The 18863-nt window shown below is 61.4% G+C and carries 19 protein-coding genes and 1 pseudogene; 13 read left to right on the top strand and 7 right to left on the bottom strand.

Going from position 1 to position 18863, the window contains the following annotated elements:
* Positions 1-20: 20 nt before the first annotated feature.
* From ACFOJ9_RS37900 to ACFOJ9_RS37875, 6 genes are all read right to left on the bottom strand, one after another.
* Complete coding sequence (locus tag ACFOJ9_RS37900; RefSeq protein WP_378987213.1) at positions 21-1304, bottom strand: AAA family ATPase; 1284 nt, start codon at positions 1302-1304, stop codon at positions 21-23.
* A gap of 44 nt (positions 1305-1348) precedes the next feature.
* Positions 1349-2086: a CpaD family pilus assembly protein gene (locus ACFOJ9_RS37895; protein ID WP_378987210.1), complete on the bottom strand. Its 738-nt coding sequence runs from the start codon at positions 2084-2086 to the stop codon at positions 1349-1351.
* Between the two features lie 14 nt (positions 2087-2100).
* On the bottom strand, positions 2101-3633 hold the full coding sequence (locus tag ACFOJ9_RS37890) for a type II and III secretion system protein family protein (protein WP_378987207.1): 1533 nt from the start codon (positions 3631-3633) through the stop codon (positions 2101-2103).
* Entirely contained in the window at positions 3630-4442 is an 813-nt protein-coding gene (cpaB, locus tag ACFOJ9_RS37885; RefSeq protein ID WP_378987204.1) for a Flp pilus assembly protein CpaB, read from the bottom strand. The genes ACFOJ9_RS37890 and cpaB overlap by 4 nt, the downstream gene beginning before the upstream one ends.
* Positions 4443-4655: 213 nt before the next feature.
* The gene (locus tag ACFOJ9_RS37880; protein WP_378987202.1) at positions 4656-5174 is read right to left on the bottom strand and encodes an A24 family peptidase; all 519 of its coding nucleotides are present in this window, start codon (positions 5172-5174) and stop codon (positions 4656-4658) included.
* 170 nt (positions 5175-5344) lie between these two features.
* Positions 5345-5527, bottom strand: a complete 183-nt coding sequence (locus ACFOJ9_RS37875) for a Flp family type IVb pilin (protein WP_378987199.1) — start codon at positions 5525-5527, stop codon at positions 5345-5347.
* Between the two features lie 333 nt (positions 5528-5860).
* Between ACFOJ9_RS37875 and ACFOJ9_RS37870 the strand changes: the two genes are divergently transcribed.
* The 4 genes and pseudogenes from ACFOJ9_RS37870 to ACFOJ9_RS37855 all read left to right on the top strand — a co-directional run bounded on the left by ACFOJ9_RS37870 (position 5861) and on the right by ACFOJ9_RS37855 (position 7641).
* Positions 5861-6283 (top strand): pilus assembly protein N-terminal domain-containing protein, encoded by a 423-nt coding sequence (locus tag ACFOJ9_RS37870; protein ID WP_378987196.1) that lies wholly within the window; start codon positions 5861-5863, stop codon positions 6281-6283.
* A 138-nt stretch (positions 6284-6421) separates the two neighbouring features.
* A pseudogene (locus ACFOJ9_RS37865) lies at positions 6422-6571 on the top strand (TadE/TadG family type IV pilus assembly protein); the annotation flags it as partial.
* Positions 6572-6601: 30 nt separating this feature from the next.
* Positions 6602-7003: a pilus assembly protein gene (locus tag ACFOJ9_RS37860; RefSeq protein ID WP_378988359.1), complete on the top strand. Its 402-nt coding sequence runs from the start codon at positions 6602-6604 to the stop codon at positions 7001-7003.
* Between the two features lie 44 nt (positions 7004-7047).
* Positions 7048-7641: a TadE/TadG family type IV pilus assembly protein gene (locus tag ACFOJ9_RS37855; RefSeq protein ID WP_378987193.1), complete on the top strand. Its 594-nt coding sequence runs from the start codon at positions 7048-7050 to the stop codon at positions 7639-7641.
* 73 nt (positions 7642-7714) lie between these two features.
* Here ACFOJ9_RS37855 and ACFOJ9_RS37850 read toward each other — a convergent pair whose 3' ends face one another.
* Complete coding sequence (locus ACFOJ9_RS37850; RefSeq protein WP_378987190.1) at positions 7715-8626, bottom strand: phosphate/phosphite/phosphonate ABC transporter substrate-binding protein; 912 nt, start codon at positions 8624-8626, stop codon at positions 7715-7717.
* Positions 8627-8822: 196 nt separating this feature from the next.
* Between ACFOJ9_RS37850 and ACFOJ9_RS37845 the strand changes: the two genes are divergently transcribed.
* The 9 genes from ACFOJ9_RS37845 (at position 8823) to ACFOJ9_RS37805 (ending at position 18731) form a co-directional block, all read left to right on the top strand.
* Positions 8823-10064, top strand: coding sequence for a phosphopentomutase (locus ACFOJ9_RS37845; protein WP_378987187.1), 1242 nt, complete (start codon positions 8823-8825; stop codon positions 10062-10064).
* Entirely contained in the window at positions 10057-10944 is an 888-nt protein-coding gene (mutM, locus tag ACFOJ9_RS37840; protein WP_378987184.1) for a bifunctional DNA-formamidopyrimidine glycosylase/DNA-(apurinic or apyrimidinic site) lyase, read from the top strand. The genes ACFOJ9_RS37845 and mutM overlap by 8 nt, the downstream gene beginning before the upstream one ends.
* Before the next feature lie 133 nt (positions 10945-11077).
* Positions 11078-11851, top strand: coding sequence for an enoyl-CoA hydratase (locus tag ACFOJ9_RS37835; protein WP_378987181.1), 774 nt, complete (start codon positions 11078-11080; stop codon positions 11849-11851).
* Positions 11852-12033: 182 nt separating this feature from the next.
* A complete protein-coding gene (gene rpsT / locus ACFOJ9_RS37830) occupies positions 12034-12300 on the top strand; it encodes a 30S ribosomal protein S20 (RefSeq protein ID WP_013533694.1) in 267 nt (88 codons plus the stop codon).
* Positions 12301-13155: 855 nt separating this feature from the next.
* Positions 13156-14703, top strand: coding sequence for a chromosomal replication initiator protein DnaA (gene dnaA / locus ACFOJ9_RS37825; RefSeq protein WP_378987177.1), 1548 nt, complete (start codon positions 13156-13158; stop codon positions 14701-14703).
* A gap of 302 nt (positions 14704-15005) precedes the next feature.
* Positions 15006-16124 carry a DNA polymerase III subunit beta gene (gene dnaN / locus ACFOJ9_RS37820; protein WP_378987174.1) on the top strand — a complete coding sequence of 373 codons (1119 nt, stop codon included), beginning with the start codon at positions 15006-15008 and terminating at the stop codon, positions 16122-16124.
* A 187-nt stretch (positions 16125-16311) separates the two neighbouring features.
* The gene (recF, locus tag ACFOJ9_RS37815) at positions 16312-17451 is read left to right on the top strand and encodes a DNA replication/repair protein RecF (protein ID WP_378987171.1); all 1140 of its coding nucleotides are present in this window, start codon (positions 16312-16314) and stop codon (positions 17449-17451) included.
* 31 nt (positions 17452-17482) lie between these two features.
* Positions 17483-18238 (top strand): molybdopterin-synthase adenylyltransferase MoeB, encoded by a 756-nt coding sequence (locus ACFOJ9_RS37810; protein WP_378987168.1) that lies wholly within the window; start codon positions 17483-17485, stop codon positions 18236-18238.
* A 4-nt stretch (positions 18239-18242) separates the two neighbouring features.
* A complete protein-coding gene (locus ACFOJ9_RS37805; RefSeq protein WP_378987165.1) occupies positions 18243-18731 on the top strand; it encodes a GNAT family N-acetyltransferase in 489 nt (162 codons plus the stop codon).
* The last annotated feature ends 132 nt before the right edge of the window (positions 18732-18863 follow it).

The raw sequence follows: 18863 nt of genomic DNA, 5'->3' as shown, positions 1-18863 counted from the left end.
CCGATTCCACTGCTGAAGCGTCACTTCTTGTTGCGCGAGAGCTTGCCGAGCAGGTTGCCAAGCCCGGCCTTCTTCTTGGTCTTGATTTCACTGCGCCCGGTCAGCACATGCGCGATTTCGTTGATCATTGCGACAACCGGGTTCTTGGCATCCATTTCGCCAAGCATGCGTCCGTTGTTGGCGGCATTGCCGAACAGCAACGGATCAAAACCAATGACCGACATTGGCGGCAGGCCGAGCGGCTCGGCGAAGTCGGACGCCGAAATCTCCGGGCGCTTCGGGACGCCAGCCTGGTTGATGATCAGCTTCGGCGGCGGGTCATTGGGACGAAGCCGTTTGAGCATGTCGACGAGGTTCTTGGTGTTGCGCAGATTGGCCAGTTCCGGTGTCGCCGTGATGACGATCTCGTCGGCCTTGACCAGGGTGTTCTTGGTCCAACCCGTCCAGATATGGGGAACATCGAGCACCAAAAGCGGCACGCTGCGCTGGGCGGTGTCGATGAGCTGGGCGAAGGCCTCGGGATCGAAGTCATAGACCCGTTCAAGCGTCGAAGGTGCTGCCAGCAGCGACAAATGCTCGGCGCACTGGGTCAGCAGCCGGTCGAGATAGACTTCATCGATGCGCTCCGGCGAAAACACCGCCTCGGCGATGCCTTGCGCCGGGTCCTGGTCGAAATTGATGTTGGCCGTGCCGAAAGCGAGATCGAGATCGGCGACGACCACCTCGGATTTGAACAGGGAGGACATCGCCCAAGCCACATTGTGGGCAATCGTCGAGGAGCCGACACCACCCTTTGCGCCGACAAAGGCGATCGAACGGCCGAGCGGCTCGGCTTCCGGATCGATGAAAATCGACGACACCACACTGACGATGTCAGCCATCGACACCGGTGCAATCACATATTCGGAAATGCCGTTGCGGATGAGCTCGCGGTAGAGACCGACATCATTATAATGGCCGATCACCACCACCTTCGAAGTCGGATCGCAATATTCCGAGAGCTGGGCGAGTTGCTCCAGCAATTGCTTCGGCTCGCTGCGCGATTCCAGCAGGATCAGGTTGGGCGTTGGCGCCGATTGGTAGAATTCGATGGCGGTGGGGACGCCACCCATATGGACCTTGAGATGCGCCTTCGTCATGCGGCGGTCCTCGCCGGCCCGTTCGACCGGATTGGCTACGCCCTCGGTCTCGCAGAATGCCTGGATCGAGATGCGCGGGATCGGCCGCAATGCCTGCATCGCGGCGATGTCCTGCTGCGAGGTATCGCTGCCATCCACCGGGGCGTCGTAGGCAAGGTTGCTCATCGTCATACTCTTTCCCGTAGCCTGTTCTATCCGAGACTGGCGACTCAGTACGTCACTTCCGAATTGCCGAGGAACTCATCCGAGATGCCTCTCTGACGGTAGACATCGATCACCGCGCCGCGATTCTCAGCATCAATGGTGGTCGACTTGCGCGGACCGAGCAGGTCGTTCGGGTTGGCCATCTGGGCAGCAAGATTGTTCTGATAGGAGCAGCCGAAGTCGGCATAGTGCTTGTTTTCCGAGGTATCGACGAGGTCCTCGGGCCAGCGTCCGCATTTGTCGGTCTGGGCCCTCACCGAGACAAAGGCGACACGAACCGGCGAGGATACCTCGCTCGAGGCGGCTTGATAGGAGGTGACGACGATCCGGTTGCGCTTGACGCCGGCGGCGATCGCGAGCCGGCCGAAATCGCGGGCGGCCGCCGTCGCGGCAACCTCGTTGGCCGATCCGCTTGGGATCTGGATCGTCAGGGTCGGAGCGGCGCTCTTGTCATAGCCGTCGAGGAAACCAAGAAGCGTATCGCGCTGCGCGCCGGTCATGCCGCGGTCACCGGCGCCAACAGGCAGGTCGACCTTCTGGTTCTTCTCCGCGATCACGATCGGATGGTTGGTGCGATAGTCATCCGGAATGGCGCCGACCGTGATGCTGTCGCGCTGGGCGCAGCCGGCCAGCAACGCCGCCACTGCAACCGCCAGCACCGGAACGGCTCGCCGGCAGACCCGCGAGCGACCAAGGCGCATCGTGGTGGCGATGGTGCTTGCCTTCAATGCTGACTGAGACATGTCCGCTTCCCCGCTCACTTGTAGATGAAGCCGACAACGCCGTGGTAGCGGCCGTTGGGCTTGTCGGTCTGCATGGTGCCGTAGACGCGATTGACCCGGCCAAGGAACATGCCGGCGCCATCGCTGGCGGCATTGAAATTGTCGTCCGGCTTGGCAAGGTCGTTGCGCGCCACCGGCTTCACCAGATAGGGCGTGATGATGATGACCAGTTCGGTCTCGTTGCGCACGAAGTCCCTGCTGCGGAAGAGCGAGCCGAGCACCGGGATCTTGGCCAGACCAGGCAGGCCCGAGATGGCCTGGCGAACGTCGTCGCGAACAAGGCCGGCGATCATCATCGACCCTCCCGAAGGCAATTCGACAGTGGTATCGGCAAGCCTCTTGCGGATCGACAATATCGTCATGCCGGGTTGAGCACCCCCACCTTCGAGGGTCGGGGCACCATCCGTGGTCGGCTCCGAAACAGATGTTCTGATCTTGAGACTTATGCGCCCCGCCGATAACACAACCGGCTGGAACTCGAGGCCAATGCCGTATTCGATCTTGTCAAACGTGTATGTGGTCAGGCCGGTCTGGTTGTCGGTCGACACGTTGCTCGAGCGGCCGGTGGCCAGATTGTACTCGCCGCCCACCTTGAATGTCGCCTTTTCGCCCGATACGGCGGTGAGGGTCGGTTCAGCCAGCGTCTTCATCACGCCGCTTTGCTCCATCGCATTGATGTAGGCTTGGAGGCCGTTTCCGAGTCCGTCCCCCAGCAACAAACCGGACGTTGTCGAAATCGGCTTACCCAACCCGAAAGCAGGCGAACTCGCCGCGCTATAGGAAATGCCGTTGGAGCTGCCGCTGCCGACCATGTTGACGCCGAGCTGCTTCATCACCGAGCGGCTGACTTCGGCGACGGTGACTTTCAGCGTGACCTGGTCGTCACCGATGATCTGAAGCAGGTTGACGATCTTGCTGGTGCGACGCTCCTGGTCCGGGTTGTTGATGTCCACACCGCTCTGGGACGAACCGCCGGCCGCGGTCTGCGAATATTGTCCTGTCGTTGCTTCACCACCCGAGACGAAAATCGTCGCTAGGTCGACCGCGCGTTTTGCGTCCAGCGGCGTGTCGACCGTCCCTGTCAGGACGACGTTGTCATTCAGCAGTTCCACCTTGATGGTCGACGTCGGAATGAAGCGCCTGATATAGTCCTCGAGGCCGGCAACGTCGCGTTCGACCGCCAGATCCAGACTGACGATCTGCTCGCCGTTCGGGCCGAAGACAAAGATGTTCGTCTCGCCGACCGCCTTGCCGAACAGGTAGATGCGCCTTGCGGTGCGTGTCACCGCATCGGCCACCGCCGGGTTGGCGACGAGAATGTCGTAGGCATCGCTCGGCAGGTCGATGACCACCGACTTGTTGAGACCGAGCTTGACGCGCTGGGTGGCCGTCGATGCCGTGACCTGCGCGTTCTTTGCTTCGACAACGCTGCCTTGCACATTCGTTCCGACGAGCAGCAGGCCGAATGCCGCGGCTACAATTGCCGGCAGTTTACCATTTAGCCTCATTTCCTTGCCCCTACTTCGGAAACTTCGCCCGACTTGATCAGCCTCACCGTTCCCCTGCGGCCATTGCCGGAAACGAGATAGTCGGCCTCACCCAGATTCTTTTCCTGCGTGTCCGCGACCGCCCGCAGCGCCAGGGTCAGGCGATCCGCCATCTGTTGGGCGACGACAATGATCTCTGCCTGCTTGGGCGTCAGTTCCAGCGTGGCGGTCTGGCCCACCCTGGTCTTCTTGCCTTCCTCATCCTCCTGAATGGTCTGGTCGATGGCCAGGACACGGATGTTCTTGAGGATGGTCTCGGTGTTGAAACCGGCAGCACCGCTGGCGGCATCGGCCCTGCGGGTCATGATGACATCGACGAAATCGTTCGGAAGAATGAAGCCACCGGCCGACGTGTCGGCCGAGATGGCCGTAGCGACCGCCCGCATGCCGGAAGGCAGGATCGACGACATGAAGCTTTGCCCCTCGCCGATCAGCTTGGAACGCCGCAGAGGTTCTCCGGCATACATCGCCACACGGGCAATGGAGCCCTTCAGCTTTTCCAGCGCCTCGGGCTCGGCGGTGCGGGTGATGAAATTCGCGTTGATGCCGTCGGCGGGCCAGGATTGCCAGGCGATGTTGTTTTCGATCGGGCTGCCCATCGGAACGTCGCCCGAAAGCACAAGCACATCTTGCAGAGACACGGCCGGGGCCTGGGGGCCGGAATCGACGACGATCTGGGGCGGCGGTGCCACCATGTTTTTCGCGACATAGCCAGCACCACCCGCCGCGGCCACTGCCACGCTCAGAATTATCAATCGCGATGCTGGCATCTGTCCGAACCCTTGCCCTGGCAAACCACGTAGCCAAGCCGGACTTTGCAGCGGCAATCGTCAAAACAAGGTTAATGTAATACTTACGATCGTGATTAATTTAAGGTTTACACAAATTGGCTGGAATGTGCCCTGGCCGGCCAAAATGACCGGGCGGGCGCTGTTGAGAACCGGTTGCGGCAATGCTGACAGATAACAAAATAAAGATCGTGCTCAGGCCGCCAGCCTGGTGAGCGCCCATAGCATCAAAGGCGAATCCGGATAGGTCAGCAATCCGCCAAGGCCGAGTGCGACTCCGTAAGGAACACCTTTTGCCTCGTCGGCGAAATGGCGCAGAAACGGATTTTGGCTGGTAACGGCCGCAAGCAGCGACTTCCGGTAGAGGATGATCGCGAGCGTCAGCAGGCCGCCGATGATTGTCGAGGCGACAAGATACTCGACAAGATTGACATTGAGACCCATCCACATCGCGGTGGCAGCCAGAAGCTTGGCATCGCCGCCGCCCATGCCGCCCATTGCAAACAGGCCGAACGTCACGGCAAGGACCAGGGCGCCGGCGGCGAAATGTCCACCATAGACCGCCCATTCCATACCCGTCAGCGGCGCAACCAGCGCGAAAACAACGACAAGGAGCACCGGCACGCGATTGGCGATCGTCATCGACAGCATGTCGGAGATCGCGGCAAACAGCATACAGAACGGAAAAACGACAAAGATCAGGGCTTCAAGCATCGGCGCTATGCCTATTGTCCGATTTCACAGGGCTCAATCTAGGCATGTTCGATTAACGATTGATGAGGCCCGGACCGAAAAGACGACTGATATTGGCAGCGGCATAGAAAAGGGCCGCCACGCGGCGGCCCTTTCCAGAACGCAATCCAAGTGCTCGGCGATAAGGCCGATCAGCTGCCGCTAGGCGCGGCGTTCAAGGTGCTTCCGATAGCCACGAACTTGGAGTTGAGTGCATTGCCGAGAGCGCCGGCGCCGGTGATGATGGCAAGCGCGATGAGAGCGGCGATCAGACCATATTCGATAGCGGTCGCGCCGGATTCATCCTTCACAAAACGTGCGATGAGATTAGACATTCGAGAGCTCCTACTCCACGTGTTACAGCACTTCCGTCAACTTCTGTGATGGTTGATCGGATGCTGCCAATCTAGGGAGAAGCTCTTTCGATCGGCTTAATAAACAGCCTTACCGATTCCTTTCCCGGTTCGAACACATTGCGTGGTTAACTCCAGGCTAAGTGCCGTCCAACTGTCCGTTTCCTGGTTTTGTGGCGCTTGCGGCCCGACCGGACCACACCTCGCGGGCGGCCTTGTCGGCCCTGGCACAAGCGGCAACTACGCGCGCTTAACCGTTGGTTCACCAATCTCGTTCATGTTCCGTTGATCAGTCTGCTTGCGTGGAGCGCCTCAATGGCCCAGCCGAGATCGTCAATCCTGATTGCCGCGCTTCTTGCCGCCACGACCTTCGTCGCGCCCGCCATGGCCGGCGCCGGCATCGAGGTCACGATGAACCAGGCCAAGATCGTCAAACTGTCGCGTCCTGCCGACACCATCGTGGTCGGTAACCCGGCAATCGCCGACGCTTCCGTGCAGGACGCTTCGACGATCGTGCTGACCGGCAAAGGCTTCGGCGTCACCAATCTGGTCGTGCTCGATACGGACGGCAGCCCTATCGTCGACGAGCAGGTTACCGTCGTGCGGCAGGCCGCCTCGTCCGTGCGTATCTATCGGCGCGCCGAAATACAGACGATGTCCTGCACGCCCTATTGCGAAAGCTCCTACAAGAGCGATGCGGAGAAGTCTTCCGAAGCGGAGATGAGCGTCAGCCGGTAGGACGGCGCAGTCGAATGCCGTTCCGGTTATCGGCAGGTTAAGAGGCCAGCGCCGACTTTAACGATCATTCAAACCGGACCTCAATTGGTTTGCGCTAATGCTCCTTCCGAGACCGCATAGAGATCGGCAGGATCAGACATGAGCAAGGAATTCGGCTGCGCAGGCGACCACAAGGCGAGGCGCCCAAGGTTTTTTGCCCGTTTCCTTCGTGACCGACGCGGCAGCACGGCTATCGAATTTGCAATCCTTGCAATCCCGTTCGCACTGCTTGTCTTTGCCATTCTGGAAAGCTGCATCTCGTTTGCCGGCCAGGAAGTGATGGCCAACATCACCGACGATGTCGCGCGCCGGTTGCGCACCGGCCAGTTAAAGGTGGCCGACGTCACCGAAGACGGTTTGAAGACCACGATCTGCGACAAACTGAAGATCATCGTCGCCCAGGATTGCAAGCTTCAGTTGATGGTGGATCTTCGCCAATATACGACGTTCGCCGCGGCGTCGCTGGCCGGCTTCAAGATCAAGGCCAACGATGTCCAGTTGACGAACGGCACCGACGAAGTGCCCTTCTCCATTACGCGGGGGGCGGCGGAGTCAAAGAACATGCTGCGGGTCTTTTACAAGTGGCCGATCATGACCGATCTGCTGGCTAAGTCGATGGGCGGCAACAAGACACTGCACTACGCATCGGTGACCTGGCAGAACGAGCCGTTCGACAATTGAGTCGAAGTGGATGCGCGAGCAGTAAAAGAAAAAGGGTAATATGCATGATGCGTGCGGGGGCACATCTTAGGACTGCAGGAGTTTGGCGGAAAGCAAATCGATTCTGGTCCGACCGCCGCGGCATCGCCGCGGTCGAATTCGCCTTGATCATGCCCATCCTGCTGATCATGTATTTCGTGACCATGGAGGCATCACAAGCCATCGAGACCAGCAAGAAGGTCAGTCGTATCGGCAGCATGGTGGCCGATCTCGTCACCCAGCAAACAAGCGTCGTCAAGGCGGATGTCGACGCCATCATGCAGATCGGCAGCGTGACCCTTCAGCCCTACAGTCGCTCGACCCCGAGCATCACCATCACGGCAATACAGGTCTCGGCCGATGCGACGAAGGCGCTGGTGGTATGGTCACGCAAGTTGGTCGCCGGCGTCGCCAGCTCCGGCGCCGCGGCGACCACGGAAACCACGGTTCCAGCAACGCTCAAGATCGCCAGCACCTTCCTCATCCGCGTCGAAAGCAATCTCGGCTACACGCCGGTCATCGAGCTTGCAATGAACTCTGCTTTCAACCCGATAAACATGGGCGAAACCTACTATCTGCGCCCCCGCAGAAGCGTGGCGATCCCTTGCGGCGACTGTTGAACAGAGACGGCCAGGCGGTTCGCAGGAACGCTCCCGCTCTCTGTTGCCACTCAACTGCGGATAAAAAATTGCGCTATTGTTGCGAACCGCCCGAGACGAAACGCACGATAGAAACGGCCATCTCGTAGTCTTTTGGCGCGACGGTAGCGAAGCCGCCGGAATGCTTCGCTTCCAGGAGGTCATAGACGTCTGGCGTCGTCGACTTGAGGTTGGTGAGGAACACGGTGAGCCGGCGCTTGGCTTCAGGGTCGAGATCGCTGCGGACCGCATGCGGGCCATATCTCAGCAGGCCCGACGTCCATACGACCCGAAGTGCCGTCACTGAGAGCCCTGCCGCTTCGAGCCTTGTCTGCGTGCCCGATGCTTCCAGCTGGCCGTCAGCCGCGGCCGTCACCCAGCCGAACAGGCCATCGGCCTTGCCCTCGACCAGCATCGTTTCGGCCGCCTCGGCAGAGTCGGCATGGACCAGAAACGGTGCATCTTCCGCGATCTTGCGGCCTTCCGCCGCCAACGCCGCCAATGGCAAGAGAGAGCCGCCGACGCTGTCCGAAGGCGCCATGGCAATGCGATGGCTCTCCATCGCCGCCAGGTCAGGCAGCTTGCCGTCCCGCGTCAGCAGAACGGAGCGGATGCCGATCGCGCCGTCGGAATCGGCCGGAGCCACAAGCGGCTCGACACATCCGCAGCGCTGCGAGGCCGTCGCATAGGCGGTCGCCGAATAGATCGCGTATTGAATGCGGGCATTGGCCTGCGCCTCGATCAGCGCGGCATAGTCGCGGGCAACGACAAACTCGACCTTCATGCCCAAGGCCTTGGTGTAGGCGTCGGTCAACACAGCCAGCCCTGGAACGGTGTTGCCGGCGCCTGGCTCGGCAACGATGCCGATGCGAAACGTGCCGATATCATCGCGCCAGTCGGCATGCGCCGGATTGGACCAGAGCGCGCCCTGCACCAGCATAAGAGCGGCATAAGTCTTCAGCCTCATGACAGAACCGCCGTCTGTTGTTCTCAATCCATGCCCAGCACATCGTTGCGACATGCATTCTTTGTTTGTGCATGTCGTTGTCCCAAAACCGAGATCAACTTTTGGGCGACATGTATTAGCCGTTGCCGTTTGGTTTCCGAATTGCCAATGAAGTCGCGGAACCCTATGTCTGGTCGTTCAAACTGGCAACAACTCGATGGCGCGCGCATTCCTTTTCGTTTTGGACTCCTTCGGCGTCGGCGGCGCGGCCGACGCCGACCGCTACGGTGACGCCGGCGCCAACACGTTCGCGCACATCGCAGAAGCTTGTGCCGAAGGACGGGCGGATCGCGAAGGGCTTCGCAGTGGACCGCTGTTTGTCCCCTACATGGCCTCGCTCGGACTTGGCAAGGCTGCCGAAACCGCGACGGGACTGGGCTTTGCCAGCACTGGGACGGATCTGCTCGCCACGGCCTTCCACGGCGCCGCACAGGAGGTTTCGAGCGGCAAGGACACGCCGTCGGGCCATTGGGAAATCGCCGGCCTGCCGGTGCGTCTCGACTGGGGCTATTTCCCGGATACGGTTCCCGCCTTTCCGGCTGAACTGACCGAGGCGATCATCCGCGAGGGCAAGGTGCCGGGGATCCTCGGCAATTGTCATGCGCCGGGCACCGAGATCATCGAGCGCTTCGGCGAGGAGCACATCCGCACCGGCAAGCCGATCTGCTACACGTCGGTCGACTCGGTCCTGCAGATCGCCGCGCATGAAGTCCATTTCGGCCTCGAGCGGCTTTATGAATTCTGCAAGGTGGTGCGCAGGCTGGTTGACCCGTTGAGGATCGGACGGGTGATCGCGCGGCCGTTCGTCGGCGAAACCACCGCCACCTTCGAGCGGACGTACAACCGCCATGATTACGCCGTACCCCCGCCGGAGCCGACCCTGCTCGACCGGCTGACGGCGCGTGGCAGCCGGGTCATCGCCATCGGCAAGATCGGCGACATCTTCGCCCATCGCGGAATTTCGCAAGTACGCAAGGCGGCGGGCAACATGGCGATGTTCGACGAGGCGCTGGATGCGATGGATGATGCCGGCAACGGTGACCTCGTCTTCGCCAATTTCGTCGACTTCGACACCGAATTCGGTCATCGCCGCGATGTTGCAGGCTATGCAGCCGCGCTCGAGGCCTTCGACCGGCGGCTGCCGGAGGCATTTGCAAGGCTGCGGCAGGGCGATCTTCTCATCCTGACGGCCGATCACGGCAACGATCCGACCTGGCGCGGTACCGATCATACGCGTGAGCGCATTCCGGTGATCGGCACCGGACCGGGTTTCAAGGGCGGCGACATCGGGCTGAGAACGACATTCGCCGACATCGGTGAGACCGTGGCCGAGCATCTTGGGCTGGCGCACGGCCGCTACGGCACTTCTTTCTATACGGCGATTGGCGGTCATGCCTGAATTGCCGGAGGTCGAAACGGTCCGGCGCGGGCTGCAGCCGGTTCTGGAAGGCGCCACCATTGCGCTTGTCGAGGCGCGCCGACCGGATCTCCGCTTTCCATTTCCCGAGAAATTCTCGCAGCGGCTGACCGGCAAGACGATCACGGCACTCGGCCGCCGGGCCAAGTATCTGACGATGGACCTGGAAGGCGGTCCCGTACTGATCTGCCATCTCGGCATGTCGGGCTCATTCCGCATCGAGACGGCGGACGGCAACGACATGCCCGGCGTTTTCCAGCACGACCGCTCGAAGAGTTCCAATCACGACCACGTCGTCTTCCATGTCGTATCTCCGGCAGGCGCCCGATCCCGCGTGATCTTCAATGATCCGCGCCGCTTCGGCTTCATGCTGTTTGCGGAAGGGCCGGACGTCCATCCGATGCTGGCCGGGTTAGGCGTTGAGCCAACGGGCAACACACTGGACGGCGCGTTGCTTGCCTCATTGATGAAAGGGCGGCGATCACCGCTGAAGGCAGCGCTTCTCGACCAGAGGCTGATCGCCGGGCTCGGCAACATCTACGTGTCGGAGGCGCTGTGGCGCGCCAGCCTGTCGCCGCTGCGCGAGGCGGGCACGATCGCCAGGCCCGGAAAGAAAGCCCAGGCCCAAAGCGAGCACCTGGCCGAAGCCATTCGTTCGGTGATATCAGATGCAATCGCGGCCGGCGGGTCCTCACTGCGGGATTATATGCAGACCGATGGATCACTGGGCTATTTCCAGCACTCCTTCGCCGTCTACGACCGCGAAGGCGAAGCCTGCTCGAAGCCCGGCTGCAGCGGCCACATCGAACGGATCGTGCAGAGCGGCCGATCGACCTTCTATTGCCGGACATGTCAGCGGTGAGTTAGAGCAATTCCAGGAAAAGTGTGAAACGGTTTTCCGTCCGGAATTGCGTCAAGACAAGGAGATAGAGCGGTTCTGCGTTTCCGTGAAACGATGAACCGCTCTAGACGAGCGCGAGCGAGGAGAAGCAGCCATGGCCTATGACACGATCATCACCGAGACGCACGGCAAGGTCGGACTGATCACGCTGAACAGGCCGCAGGCGCTCAACGCGCTGAACTCCCAGATCCTGACCGAACTGGTCGCAGCCGTGAACGCTTTCGGCGCCGATCCCGGTATTGGCGCCATGGTCATCACCGGTTCCGAAAAGGCTTTCGCCGCCGGCGCCGACATCAAGGAGATGCAGTCGATCTCCTATGCGGACGCCTACGCCCAAGACTTCTTCGTCGGCTGGGAAGAGCTTACGCGGGCGCGAAAGCCGATCATCGCCGCGGTGGCGGGCTATGCACTCGGCGGCGGCTGCGAGCTGGCGATGATGTGCGATTTCATCATCGCTGCCGACACCGCCAAGTTCGGCCAGCCCGAGATCACGCTCGGCGTCATTCCAGGTATGGGCGGGTCGCAACGGCTGACCCGCTTCGTCGGCAAGGCGAAGGCGATGGACATGTGCCTGACCGGGCGGATGATGGATGCCGCCGAAGCCGAGCGCTCGGGCCTGGTGTCGCGGGTCGTGCCTGCCAGTGACCTTGTCGAGGAGGCGCTGAAGGCGGCGGCCAAGATCGCCGCTTTCTCGCTGCCATCGGTGATGATGGCAAAAGAGGCTGTCAACCGCGCCTTCGAGACGACGCTTGCCGAGGGATTGCGGTTCGAGCGCCGACTGTTTCACTCGCTGTTTGCACTGGACGATCAGAAGGAAGGCATGGCGGCCTTCGCCGAGAAGCGGAAGCCGAATTTCACCAACCGCTGATGCCAGTCCCTTAGCTGCGAAGAAGATGGCTGTTGGTCGCCAAAAAGAAGGCCAGGCAGCGTTGACGCGCCGGAAAAGCTGAACTATAAGCCGCACCAACCGAGGCGGCCCCGTGGCTGCCCGTTTGTTTTTTGCGCCCTGCGGCATCCCGCATGCGCCGACCAGATCAGAAGAGAGGCATCATGGCCAATACATCCTCGGCCAAAAAGGCAACGCGCAAGATCGTACGCCGCGCGGCGATCAACAAGAACCGCCGCTCGCGCGTGCGCACCTATATCCGCCAGGTCGAAGAGGCGCTTGCCTCCGGTGACAAGGCTGCCGCACAGGCTGCCTTCAAGATCGCGGAGCCGGAATTGATGCGCGCCGCGACCAAGGGCGTGATCCACAAGAACACGGCGTCCCGCAAGGTGTCGCGATTGGCCCAACGGGTGAAGGTTCTGTCAGCCTGACATTACTTCCCTAGACTGACGTTCTTCGAACCCGGCCGTTTGCGCCGGGTTTTTTCGTTTGCCGGCAAGCACTTAAAAAGAATGTCCGGAAACGACGTCTTGTGCGAATTTCACGATTGGGAATACTTTGCCGGCATATGCATGCCTGCTGTTGGTCGGCATGCTTGAAAAGGGCTGGCTTAAAGATTCTTAGCTATCAGAAATAGCGTATACTTTTCAGTCACTTACAGATGGTGATCCACAGCTTGTCCACATCGAGCGGGAGCGATGGGGGACAAGTGGCTGTCAAGCGAATTATTTCAGAATATTTCGCGCCGCGCCGGGTTTTTCATATTCGCCGGAAAAGAGTTTGAATCACAATGGCTTTGTTAAAATGTGCCGTGGCGGCACGCCACTCGAACCCGCCTCCGGTAACCAGATTCCTTAAAAATCCGTTAGACGTGGCCTTGCCCTATCCACAGCGATTTCGGTAATGTCGATCTATCGAAAGGGACGGGGCTCTGGCCCTTAACCCAGCCTGAATCGGCCAGCTTAAATTGGTGGGATTTGCAACGCGGATCAAGTCCGTGAACGGGTTTGGTTTGTCTTTTTTCGATACGGTAGGGGACTGGCGTAACTAGACATGGCAGGTAGACGGCGTGCCGGCGCTCTTTCGCCGGACGGTGTTGTATTGCCCTGACATACCCAACGCGGACTGGCTTCCATGGGCCGGCACCGGTTCCTTTGGAATAATGGGCGACGTTCATCTGCCGGCGGCGGCAGCGGACATCGTAGCAAAGACTTAGGTCGCCGGGAACCGGATGCAGGAGGCGCATCCCCGGTGGAAAACAGGTACGGAAAGACAAGGAAAAGATCATGCAGAGCGGCATCGAAAGGGAGCTTACGGGCGACCTCCCATTTCCTGGAACTTTGATCGGAGCAAACGGCATGGCGGTGTCCAGCGACGCGGAGCAGAAATTCGACCGGGTCAAGACCCAGTTGAAGGCGCGCCTGGGAACCGAAGTCTATTCGAGCTGGTTTGGCCGCATGAAGGTCGCGGAGGCTTCCAAGGGCATCGTCCGCATCTCGGTGCCCACCGCGTTCCTGCGCTCATGGATCAACGGCCACTATCTCGACCTCATCTCCGAGCTGTGGAAGCAGGAGGATCCCGATCTCCTCAAGATCGACATCGTCGTGCGCACGGCAACCCGTCAGGGACGCAGCCAGGCCGAGCCGGAGGTGGTTCCTGCACGCAGCAAGATGACGCGGCAGACGCAGACGGCGCTTGCCGCCGGCACCGTAAGCCCCGGCCGGGTGGAGCGTGCACCGGCTCCGCGTCCGGGCACACCGATCGAGAGCGAGTTCCGCCACAATGTACTGGGATCGCCGCTTGATCCGCGCTACACGTTCGGCTCCTTCATCGAGGGACCGTCGAACCGGGTGGCCTTCGCCGCCGCCAAGGCAGTGGCGGAATCGCAATCGAGCGCGGTGCGTTTCAATCCGCTTTTCCTTCACGCAACCGTCGGGCTCGGCAAGACACATTTGTTGCAGGCAATCGCGGCAGAATCGCTGAATCAGAACCCCAAGTCGCGCGTCGTCTATCTCACGGCCGAGTATTTCATGTGGCGCTTTGCCACCGCGATCCGCGACAACAATGCGCTGACGCTCAAGGAACAGCTGCGCGACATCGACCTGCTCATCATCGACGACATGCAGTTCTTGCAGGGCAAGTCGATCCAGCATGAATTCTGCCACCTGATCAACATGTTGCTCGACAGCGCCAAGCAGGTCGTTGTTGCCGCCGATCGGCCGCCGTCGGAACTGGAATCGCTCGAACCGCGTGTCCGTTCGCGCCTCAATGGTGGCGTCGCGCTTGAAATGTCGGCGCCCGATTTCGCCATGCGCCTTGGCATGCTCAAATTGCGCCTCGCGACCGCTCGGGTCGACGATGCGTCGCTGAACATTTCGGAAGAGATCCTCAATCACGTCGCCCGCACCGTGACCGGCAGCGGACGCGAGTTGGAAGGCGCCTTCAATCAGCTGCTGTTCCGTCAATCCTTCGAGCCGCAGATCACCATCGACCGGATCGACGAGATCCTCGGCCACATCTATCGCACCGGCGAGCCGAAGCGGGTCCGTATCGAGGACATCCAGCGCATCGTCGCGCGCCACTACAATGTGTCGAAGACCGAATTGCTGTCCAACCGGCGCACGCGCACCATCGTCAAGCCGCGGCAGGTCGCCATGTACCTGTCGAAGGTGATGACGCCGCGCTCGCTGCCCGAGATCGGACGGCGTTTCGGCGGCCGCGATCACACCACGGTGCTGCATGCCGTGCGCAAGATCGAGGACCTTTCCGGCAACGACAACACGCTGGCGCAGGAACTCGAACTCTTGAGGCGGTTGATCAACGACCAGGCCTGACCGGCCTGGAGTGCCGAGCCGGAACAACACCGGAATTCAATGGCTTGCCAGTGCGGCCCGAGGCCCCGAATGGGGTCGCGGTGCCGCCTGGAAGCGGCCCGGATTTCGGTTTTACGACACCGGCTCGCGGACTTCGTGCCCTTTATCCCCAGAAAGCCCGCCTAGCCGGCCCGAACCGGTGGCGCGGGCTTGCGTTTGCTGGTTTTTTCCTGTCAGTTTACGCAGATTCTGAGCCTGTTCAGACCTTTCGCGGGGCGCCGCTCACTGGTGACCCGTCATTCATTCAAGCGAGCTGTTTCGTCATGCGTGTTATCCTGGAACGGTCAAATCTCCTGAAGTCGCTCAACCACGTCCATCGTGTGGTCGAGCGTCGCAACACCATACCGATCCTCTCCAACGTGCTGCTCAGCGCCGAGGGCGCCAGCCTTGAAATGAAGGCGACCGACCTTGACCTCGAGGTGACGGAAGCGACGCCGGCCAAGGTGGAGCGCGGCGGGGCGACGACGGTTCCGGCACATCTGCTCTACGACATCGTGCGCAAGCTCGCCGATGGCGCCGAGGTGATGCTGAAGACGGATGAGGACGGCAACGCCATGACGGTGACGTCAGGCCGCTCGAGCTTCCGCCTTCAGTGCCTGCCGCAATCCGACTTCCCGGAGCTTTCGGCTGGATCGTTCTCGCATATCTTCCGTCTCGACTCGGTTGCCCTGAAAGGCCTGATCGAGAAAACCCAGTTCGCCATCTCCACCGAAGAGACGCGCTATTATCTGAACGGCATCTACCTGCACACGCATGAGGTCGGCGGCAAGCTGAAGCTGCGCTCGGTGGCGACCGACGGCCACCGCCTGGCGCGCGCCGAGATCGACGCGCCGGCGGGTTCCGAGGGCATGCCGGGCATCATCATTCCGCGCAAGACGGTGAGCGAGTTGCAGAAGCTGGTCGACGATCCCGATGTCGCGGTCACCACCGAACTGTCGGACACCAAGATCCGCTTCACCATCGGCAGCGTGGTTTTGACCTCGAAGCTGATCGACGGCACCTTCCCCGATTATCAGCGGGTCATTCCGACCGGCAACGACAAGAGGCTGATCATCGACCGCCAGAGTTTTGCCGCCGCTGTCGATCGCGTCTCGACCATCTCTTCCGAACGCGGCCGCGCGGTGAAGCTTTCGATCAGCGAGGGTCAAGTGACGCTTGCGGTCAACAATCCGGATTCAGGCAGCGCCACCGAAGAACTGTCCGCCGACTATTCATCCGACCCGATCGAGATCGGCTTCAACGCCAAGTATCTGCTTGACGTTGCCGCGCAGCTGACCGGCACGGAGGCCAAATTCATGCTGGCCGATGCCGGCTCGCCGACGCTGATCCACGATATGGCCGATGAAACCGCACTCTATGTGCTGATGCCGATGCGGGTGTAGCCGGCGCGGCGTCATCAATTCGGTCTCCTGTGATGGACCGGCGGCAAGAGCAATGTTTGCGGCAACTTCTAGAGCAATTCCAGGAAAAGTGTGAAGCGGTTTTCCGTCCGGAATTGCGTTGAAACAAAGAGGTAGAGCGGTTCTGCGTTTCCGTGAAACGATGGACCGCTCTATAGGCGGATAGCGGTTGCCGGCACAAAACCACATAAGTAAGCTTACACTTACCAATTTCCGCAACTATGCGGCGCTGACGATCGATCTGGCGCCAGGCGCCGTGGTTTTTTCCGGCGACAATGGTGCCGGCAAGACCAACCTCCTCGAAGCGATCTCGCTTTTGACACCGGGGCGTGGCTTGCGCCGCGCCCCTTATGCGGACGTTGCGCGCGAGGGTGGCGACGGCGGCTTTGCGCTGCATGCCCGGCTCGACGGACCTGACGGCCAGGTCGAGATCGGGACAGGCATTTCCGGCGGCGCTGGCGAAGGCGGCAGGCGGGTGCGCATCAACGGAGCTTCGGCGCGTTCGGCCGAGGACATGCTGGAATGGCTGCGCGTGGTCTGGCTGACGCCGGCGATGGACGCGTTGTTCACCGGGCCGGCCGCGGATCGCCGGCGCTTTCTCGACCGGCTGGTGCTGGCGATCGACCCCGGCCACGGACAACGTGCGATCGACTACGAGAAGGCGATGCGCGGTCGTAACCGCCTGCTTACCGAAGGTTCCCGAGACGACCGCTGGTTCGACGCGATCGAGACGCAGATGGCCGAGACCGGCGTGGCGATCGCCGCGGCGCGCGCCGAGATGGTACGCCTGCTCGCCGCGATGATCGACAGGCTGCCCGATACGGGGCCGTTTCCGCAGGCCGATATCGGCCTTTCGGGCGATCTGGAAGCCGAGATTGCCGCCACGCCGGCCGTCGACGTCGAGGAGCGCTTCCGCCGGACGCTTGTCGAGGGCCGTGACCGCGACCGCGCCGCCGGACGCACGCTCGAGGGCCCGCACCGTTCGGATCTGGTGGTTCGGCACCGTCCCAAGGCGATGCCGGCCGAGCTTTGCTCGACCGGCGAGCAAAAGGCGTTGCTGGTCGGCATCGTGCTGTCGCATGCCCGGCTGACCGGCGAGATGTCGGGCATGACGCCGATCCTGTTGCTCGACGAGATCGCCGCGCATCTCGATGGTGGGCGGCGCGCGGCGCTGTTTTCCATCCTGGAAGAACTGAACTGCCAGGTGTTCATGACAGGAACCGATGCAGCGCTGTTTTCCAGCTTGGCGGGCCGCGCGCAGTTCCTGACGGTCGACCATGGTACGGTTGGGCCAACCGAAGACTCCTGACAAGGTTTTTCAGTCCCTATATGGTCCGCCAATGACCACTGCCGCCCTGACTGACGACGAGATCGAACGCTATGCCCGCCACATCGTGCTGCCCGAAATCGGCGGCGCCGGCCAGCAGAAGCTGAAGCAGGCGCGGGTGCTGGTGATCGGCGCCGGCGGATTGGGCGCGCCGGTGCTTGAATATCTTGCCGCCGCCGGCGTCGGCACGCTCGGCGTGATCGATGATGACACCGTTTCGCTCTCCAACCTCCAGCGTCAGGTCATTCACGGCACCGACACTGTCGGCATGCTGAAGACCCATAGCGCCGAGGCGGCAATCGCCCGCATCAATCCCAACATATCTGTCGAAACACACACAGTCCGGCTGACGACGGACAATGCGCCAGCCCTCGTCGCCCGCTATGACATCGTCGTCGACGGTTCCGACAATTTCGAAACCCGCTATACAGTGGCCGATGCGTGCGCGAGCGAAGGGAAACCGCTGGTGCATGCTGCCGTCGGACGCTTCGACGGCTCCGTCACAGTGCTGAAGCCATTCGAAGACGGCAAGGACGGCAAGCCCAACCCAGGCTATCGCGATCTGTTTCCGGAAGCGCCACCGCCGGGCCTGGTGCCGTCCTGTGCCGAGGCCGGGGTGCTTGGCGCGCTGACCGGCGTCGTCGGCACGCTGCAGGCGATGGAGGCAATCAAGCTGATCACCGGCATCGGCGAGCCGCTGGTCGGCCGGCTGCTGCTCTATGATGCGTTGGCGGCGCGCTTCGACACCATCCGCTACAAGAGAACCTGACCCCGTGGAGCAGACCGACGCTGTCTCCATCACACAGATCCCGGCCGATTTCGACCGTTGGGACGATGTGCTCGCACTGATCATGCGTGCCTTCGCCGCCATGGACGGCGTCATCGACCCGCCCTCCTCGGCCCACCTGCTAACCGCCGACATCCTGCGGGACAAGGCGCGGCGGGAGACCGGCTTCGTGGCGCTCAAGGGCGACCGGATCGTCGGCTGCCTCTTTGCCCTTGAAAAGGTAACAGAGTTCTATGTCGGCAAGCTCGCCGTCGCGCCGGACTGCCAGGGACAAGGCGTCGGCCGGCGGCTGATGCAGGCGGCCGAAGACCTTGCCCGCGGCCGCGGCAAGGCCGCCATCGAGCTTCAGACGCGGATCGAGCTGACCGGAAACCATGCAGCCTTTACCCACCTCGGCTTTCACGAGACCGAGCGGACGGCGCATGAGGGCTACATCAGGCCGACCTCGATCACCATGCGCAAGGCTCTTCCGTAAGTCTGGCCTTTCATTTCAAGGCAGAAAAATGTTGCGCCGCGATAGAGCCTGTCATCCCGATTGAATCGGGATGGGCTATATCTGTTCGTTTGGGCATGATCTCTGGACAAACGGTTTCCGTTTGTCCGAGAA

The sequence above is a fragment of the Mesorhizobium cantuariense genome (genome assembly GCF_042647205.1).
Taxonomy (GTDB): domain Bacteria; phylum Pseudomonadota; class Alphaproteobacteria; order Rhizobiales; family Rhizobiaceae; genus Mesorhizobium; species Mesorhizobium cantuariense.
Note: the sequence above shows the minus strand (reverse complement) of the source record. Positions and strands in the feature narration are given on the sequence as shown.

Excerpts from the sequence above, each read along its gene's own strand:
- ACFOJ9_RS37900 (WP_378987213.1), bottom strand. The coding sequence starts at position 1,304 with ATGAGCAACCTTGCCTACGACGCCCCGGTGGATGGCAGCGATACCTCG.
- ACFOJ9_RS37835 (WP_378987181.1), top strand. The coding sequence starts at position 11,078 with ATGGCCTATGACACGATCATCACCGAGACGCACGGCAAGGTCGGACTG.
- ACFOJ9_RS37895 (WP_378987210.1), bottom strand. The coding sequence starts at position 2,086 with ATGTCTCAGTCAGCATTGAAGGCAAGCACCATCGCCACCACGATGCGC.
- ACFOJ9_RS37890 (WP_378987207.1), bottom strand. The coding sequence starts at position 3,633 with ATGAGGCTAAATGGTAAACTGCCGGCAATTGTAGCCGCGGCATTCGGC.
- ACFOJ9_RS37880 (WP_378987202.1), bottom strand. The coding sequence starts at position 5,174 with ATGCTTGAAGCCCTGATCTTTGTCGTTTTTCCGTTCTGTATGCTGTTT.
- ACFOJ9_RS37810 (WP_378987168.1), top strand. The coding sequence starts at position 17,483 with ATGACCACTGCCGCCCTGACTGACGACGAGATCGAACGCTATGCCCGC.
- cpaB (WP_378987204.1), bottom strand. The coding sequence starts at position 4,442 with ATGCCAGCATCGCGATTGATAATTCTGAGCGTGGCAGTGGCCGCGGCG.
- dnaA (WP_378987177.1), top strand. The coding sequence starts at position 13,156 with ATGCAGAGCGGCATCGAAAGGGAGCTTACGGGCGACCTCCCATTTCCT.
- rpsT (WP_013533694.1), top strand. The coding sequence starts at position 12,034 with ATGGCCAATACATCCTCGGCCAAAAAGGCAACGCGCAAGATCGTACGC.
- dnaN (WP_378987174.1), top strand. The coding sequence starts at position 15,006 with ATGCGTGTTATCCTGGAACGGTCAAATCTCCTGAAGTCGCTCAACCAC.
- ACFOJ9_RS37855 (WP_378987193.1), top strand. The coding sequence starts at position 7,048 with ATGATGCGTGCGGGGGCACATCTTAGGACTGCAGGAGTTTGGCGGAAA.
- ACFOJ9_RS37860 (WP_378988359.1), top strand. The coding sequence starts at position 6,602 with ATGGCCAACATCACCGACGATGTCGCGCGCCGGTTGCGCACCGGCCAG.
- ACFOJ9_RS37875 (WP_378987199.1), bottom strand. The coding sequence starts at position 5,527 with ATGTCTAATCTCATCGCACGTTTTGTGAAGGATGAATCCGGCGCGACC.
- mutM (WP_378987184.1), top strand. The coding sequence starts at position 10,057 with ATGCCTGAATTGCCGGAGGTCGAAACGGTCCGGCGCGGGCTGCAGCCG.
- ACFOJ9_RS37870 (WP_378987196.1), top strand. The coding sequence starts at position 5,861 with ATGGCCCAGCCGAGATCGTCAATCCTGATTGCCGCGCTTCTTGCCGCC.
- ACFOJ9_RS37845 (WP_378987187.1), top strand. The coding sequence starts at position 8,823 with ATGGCGCGCGCATTCCTTTTCGTTTTGGACTCCTTCGGCGTCGGCGGC.
- ACFOJ9_RS37850 (WP_378987190.1), bottom strand. The coding sequence starts at position 8,626 with ATGAGGCTGAAGACTTATGCCGCTCTTATGCTGGTGCAGGGCGCGCTC.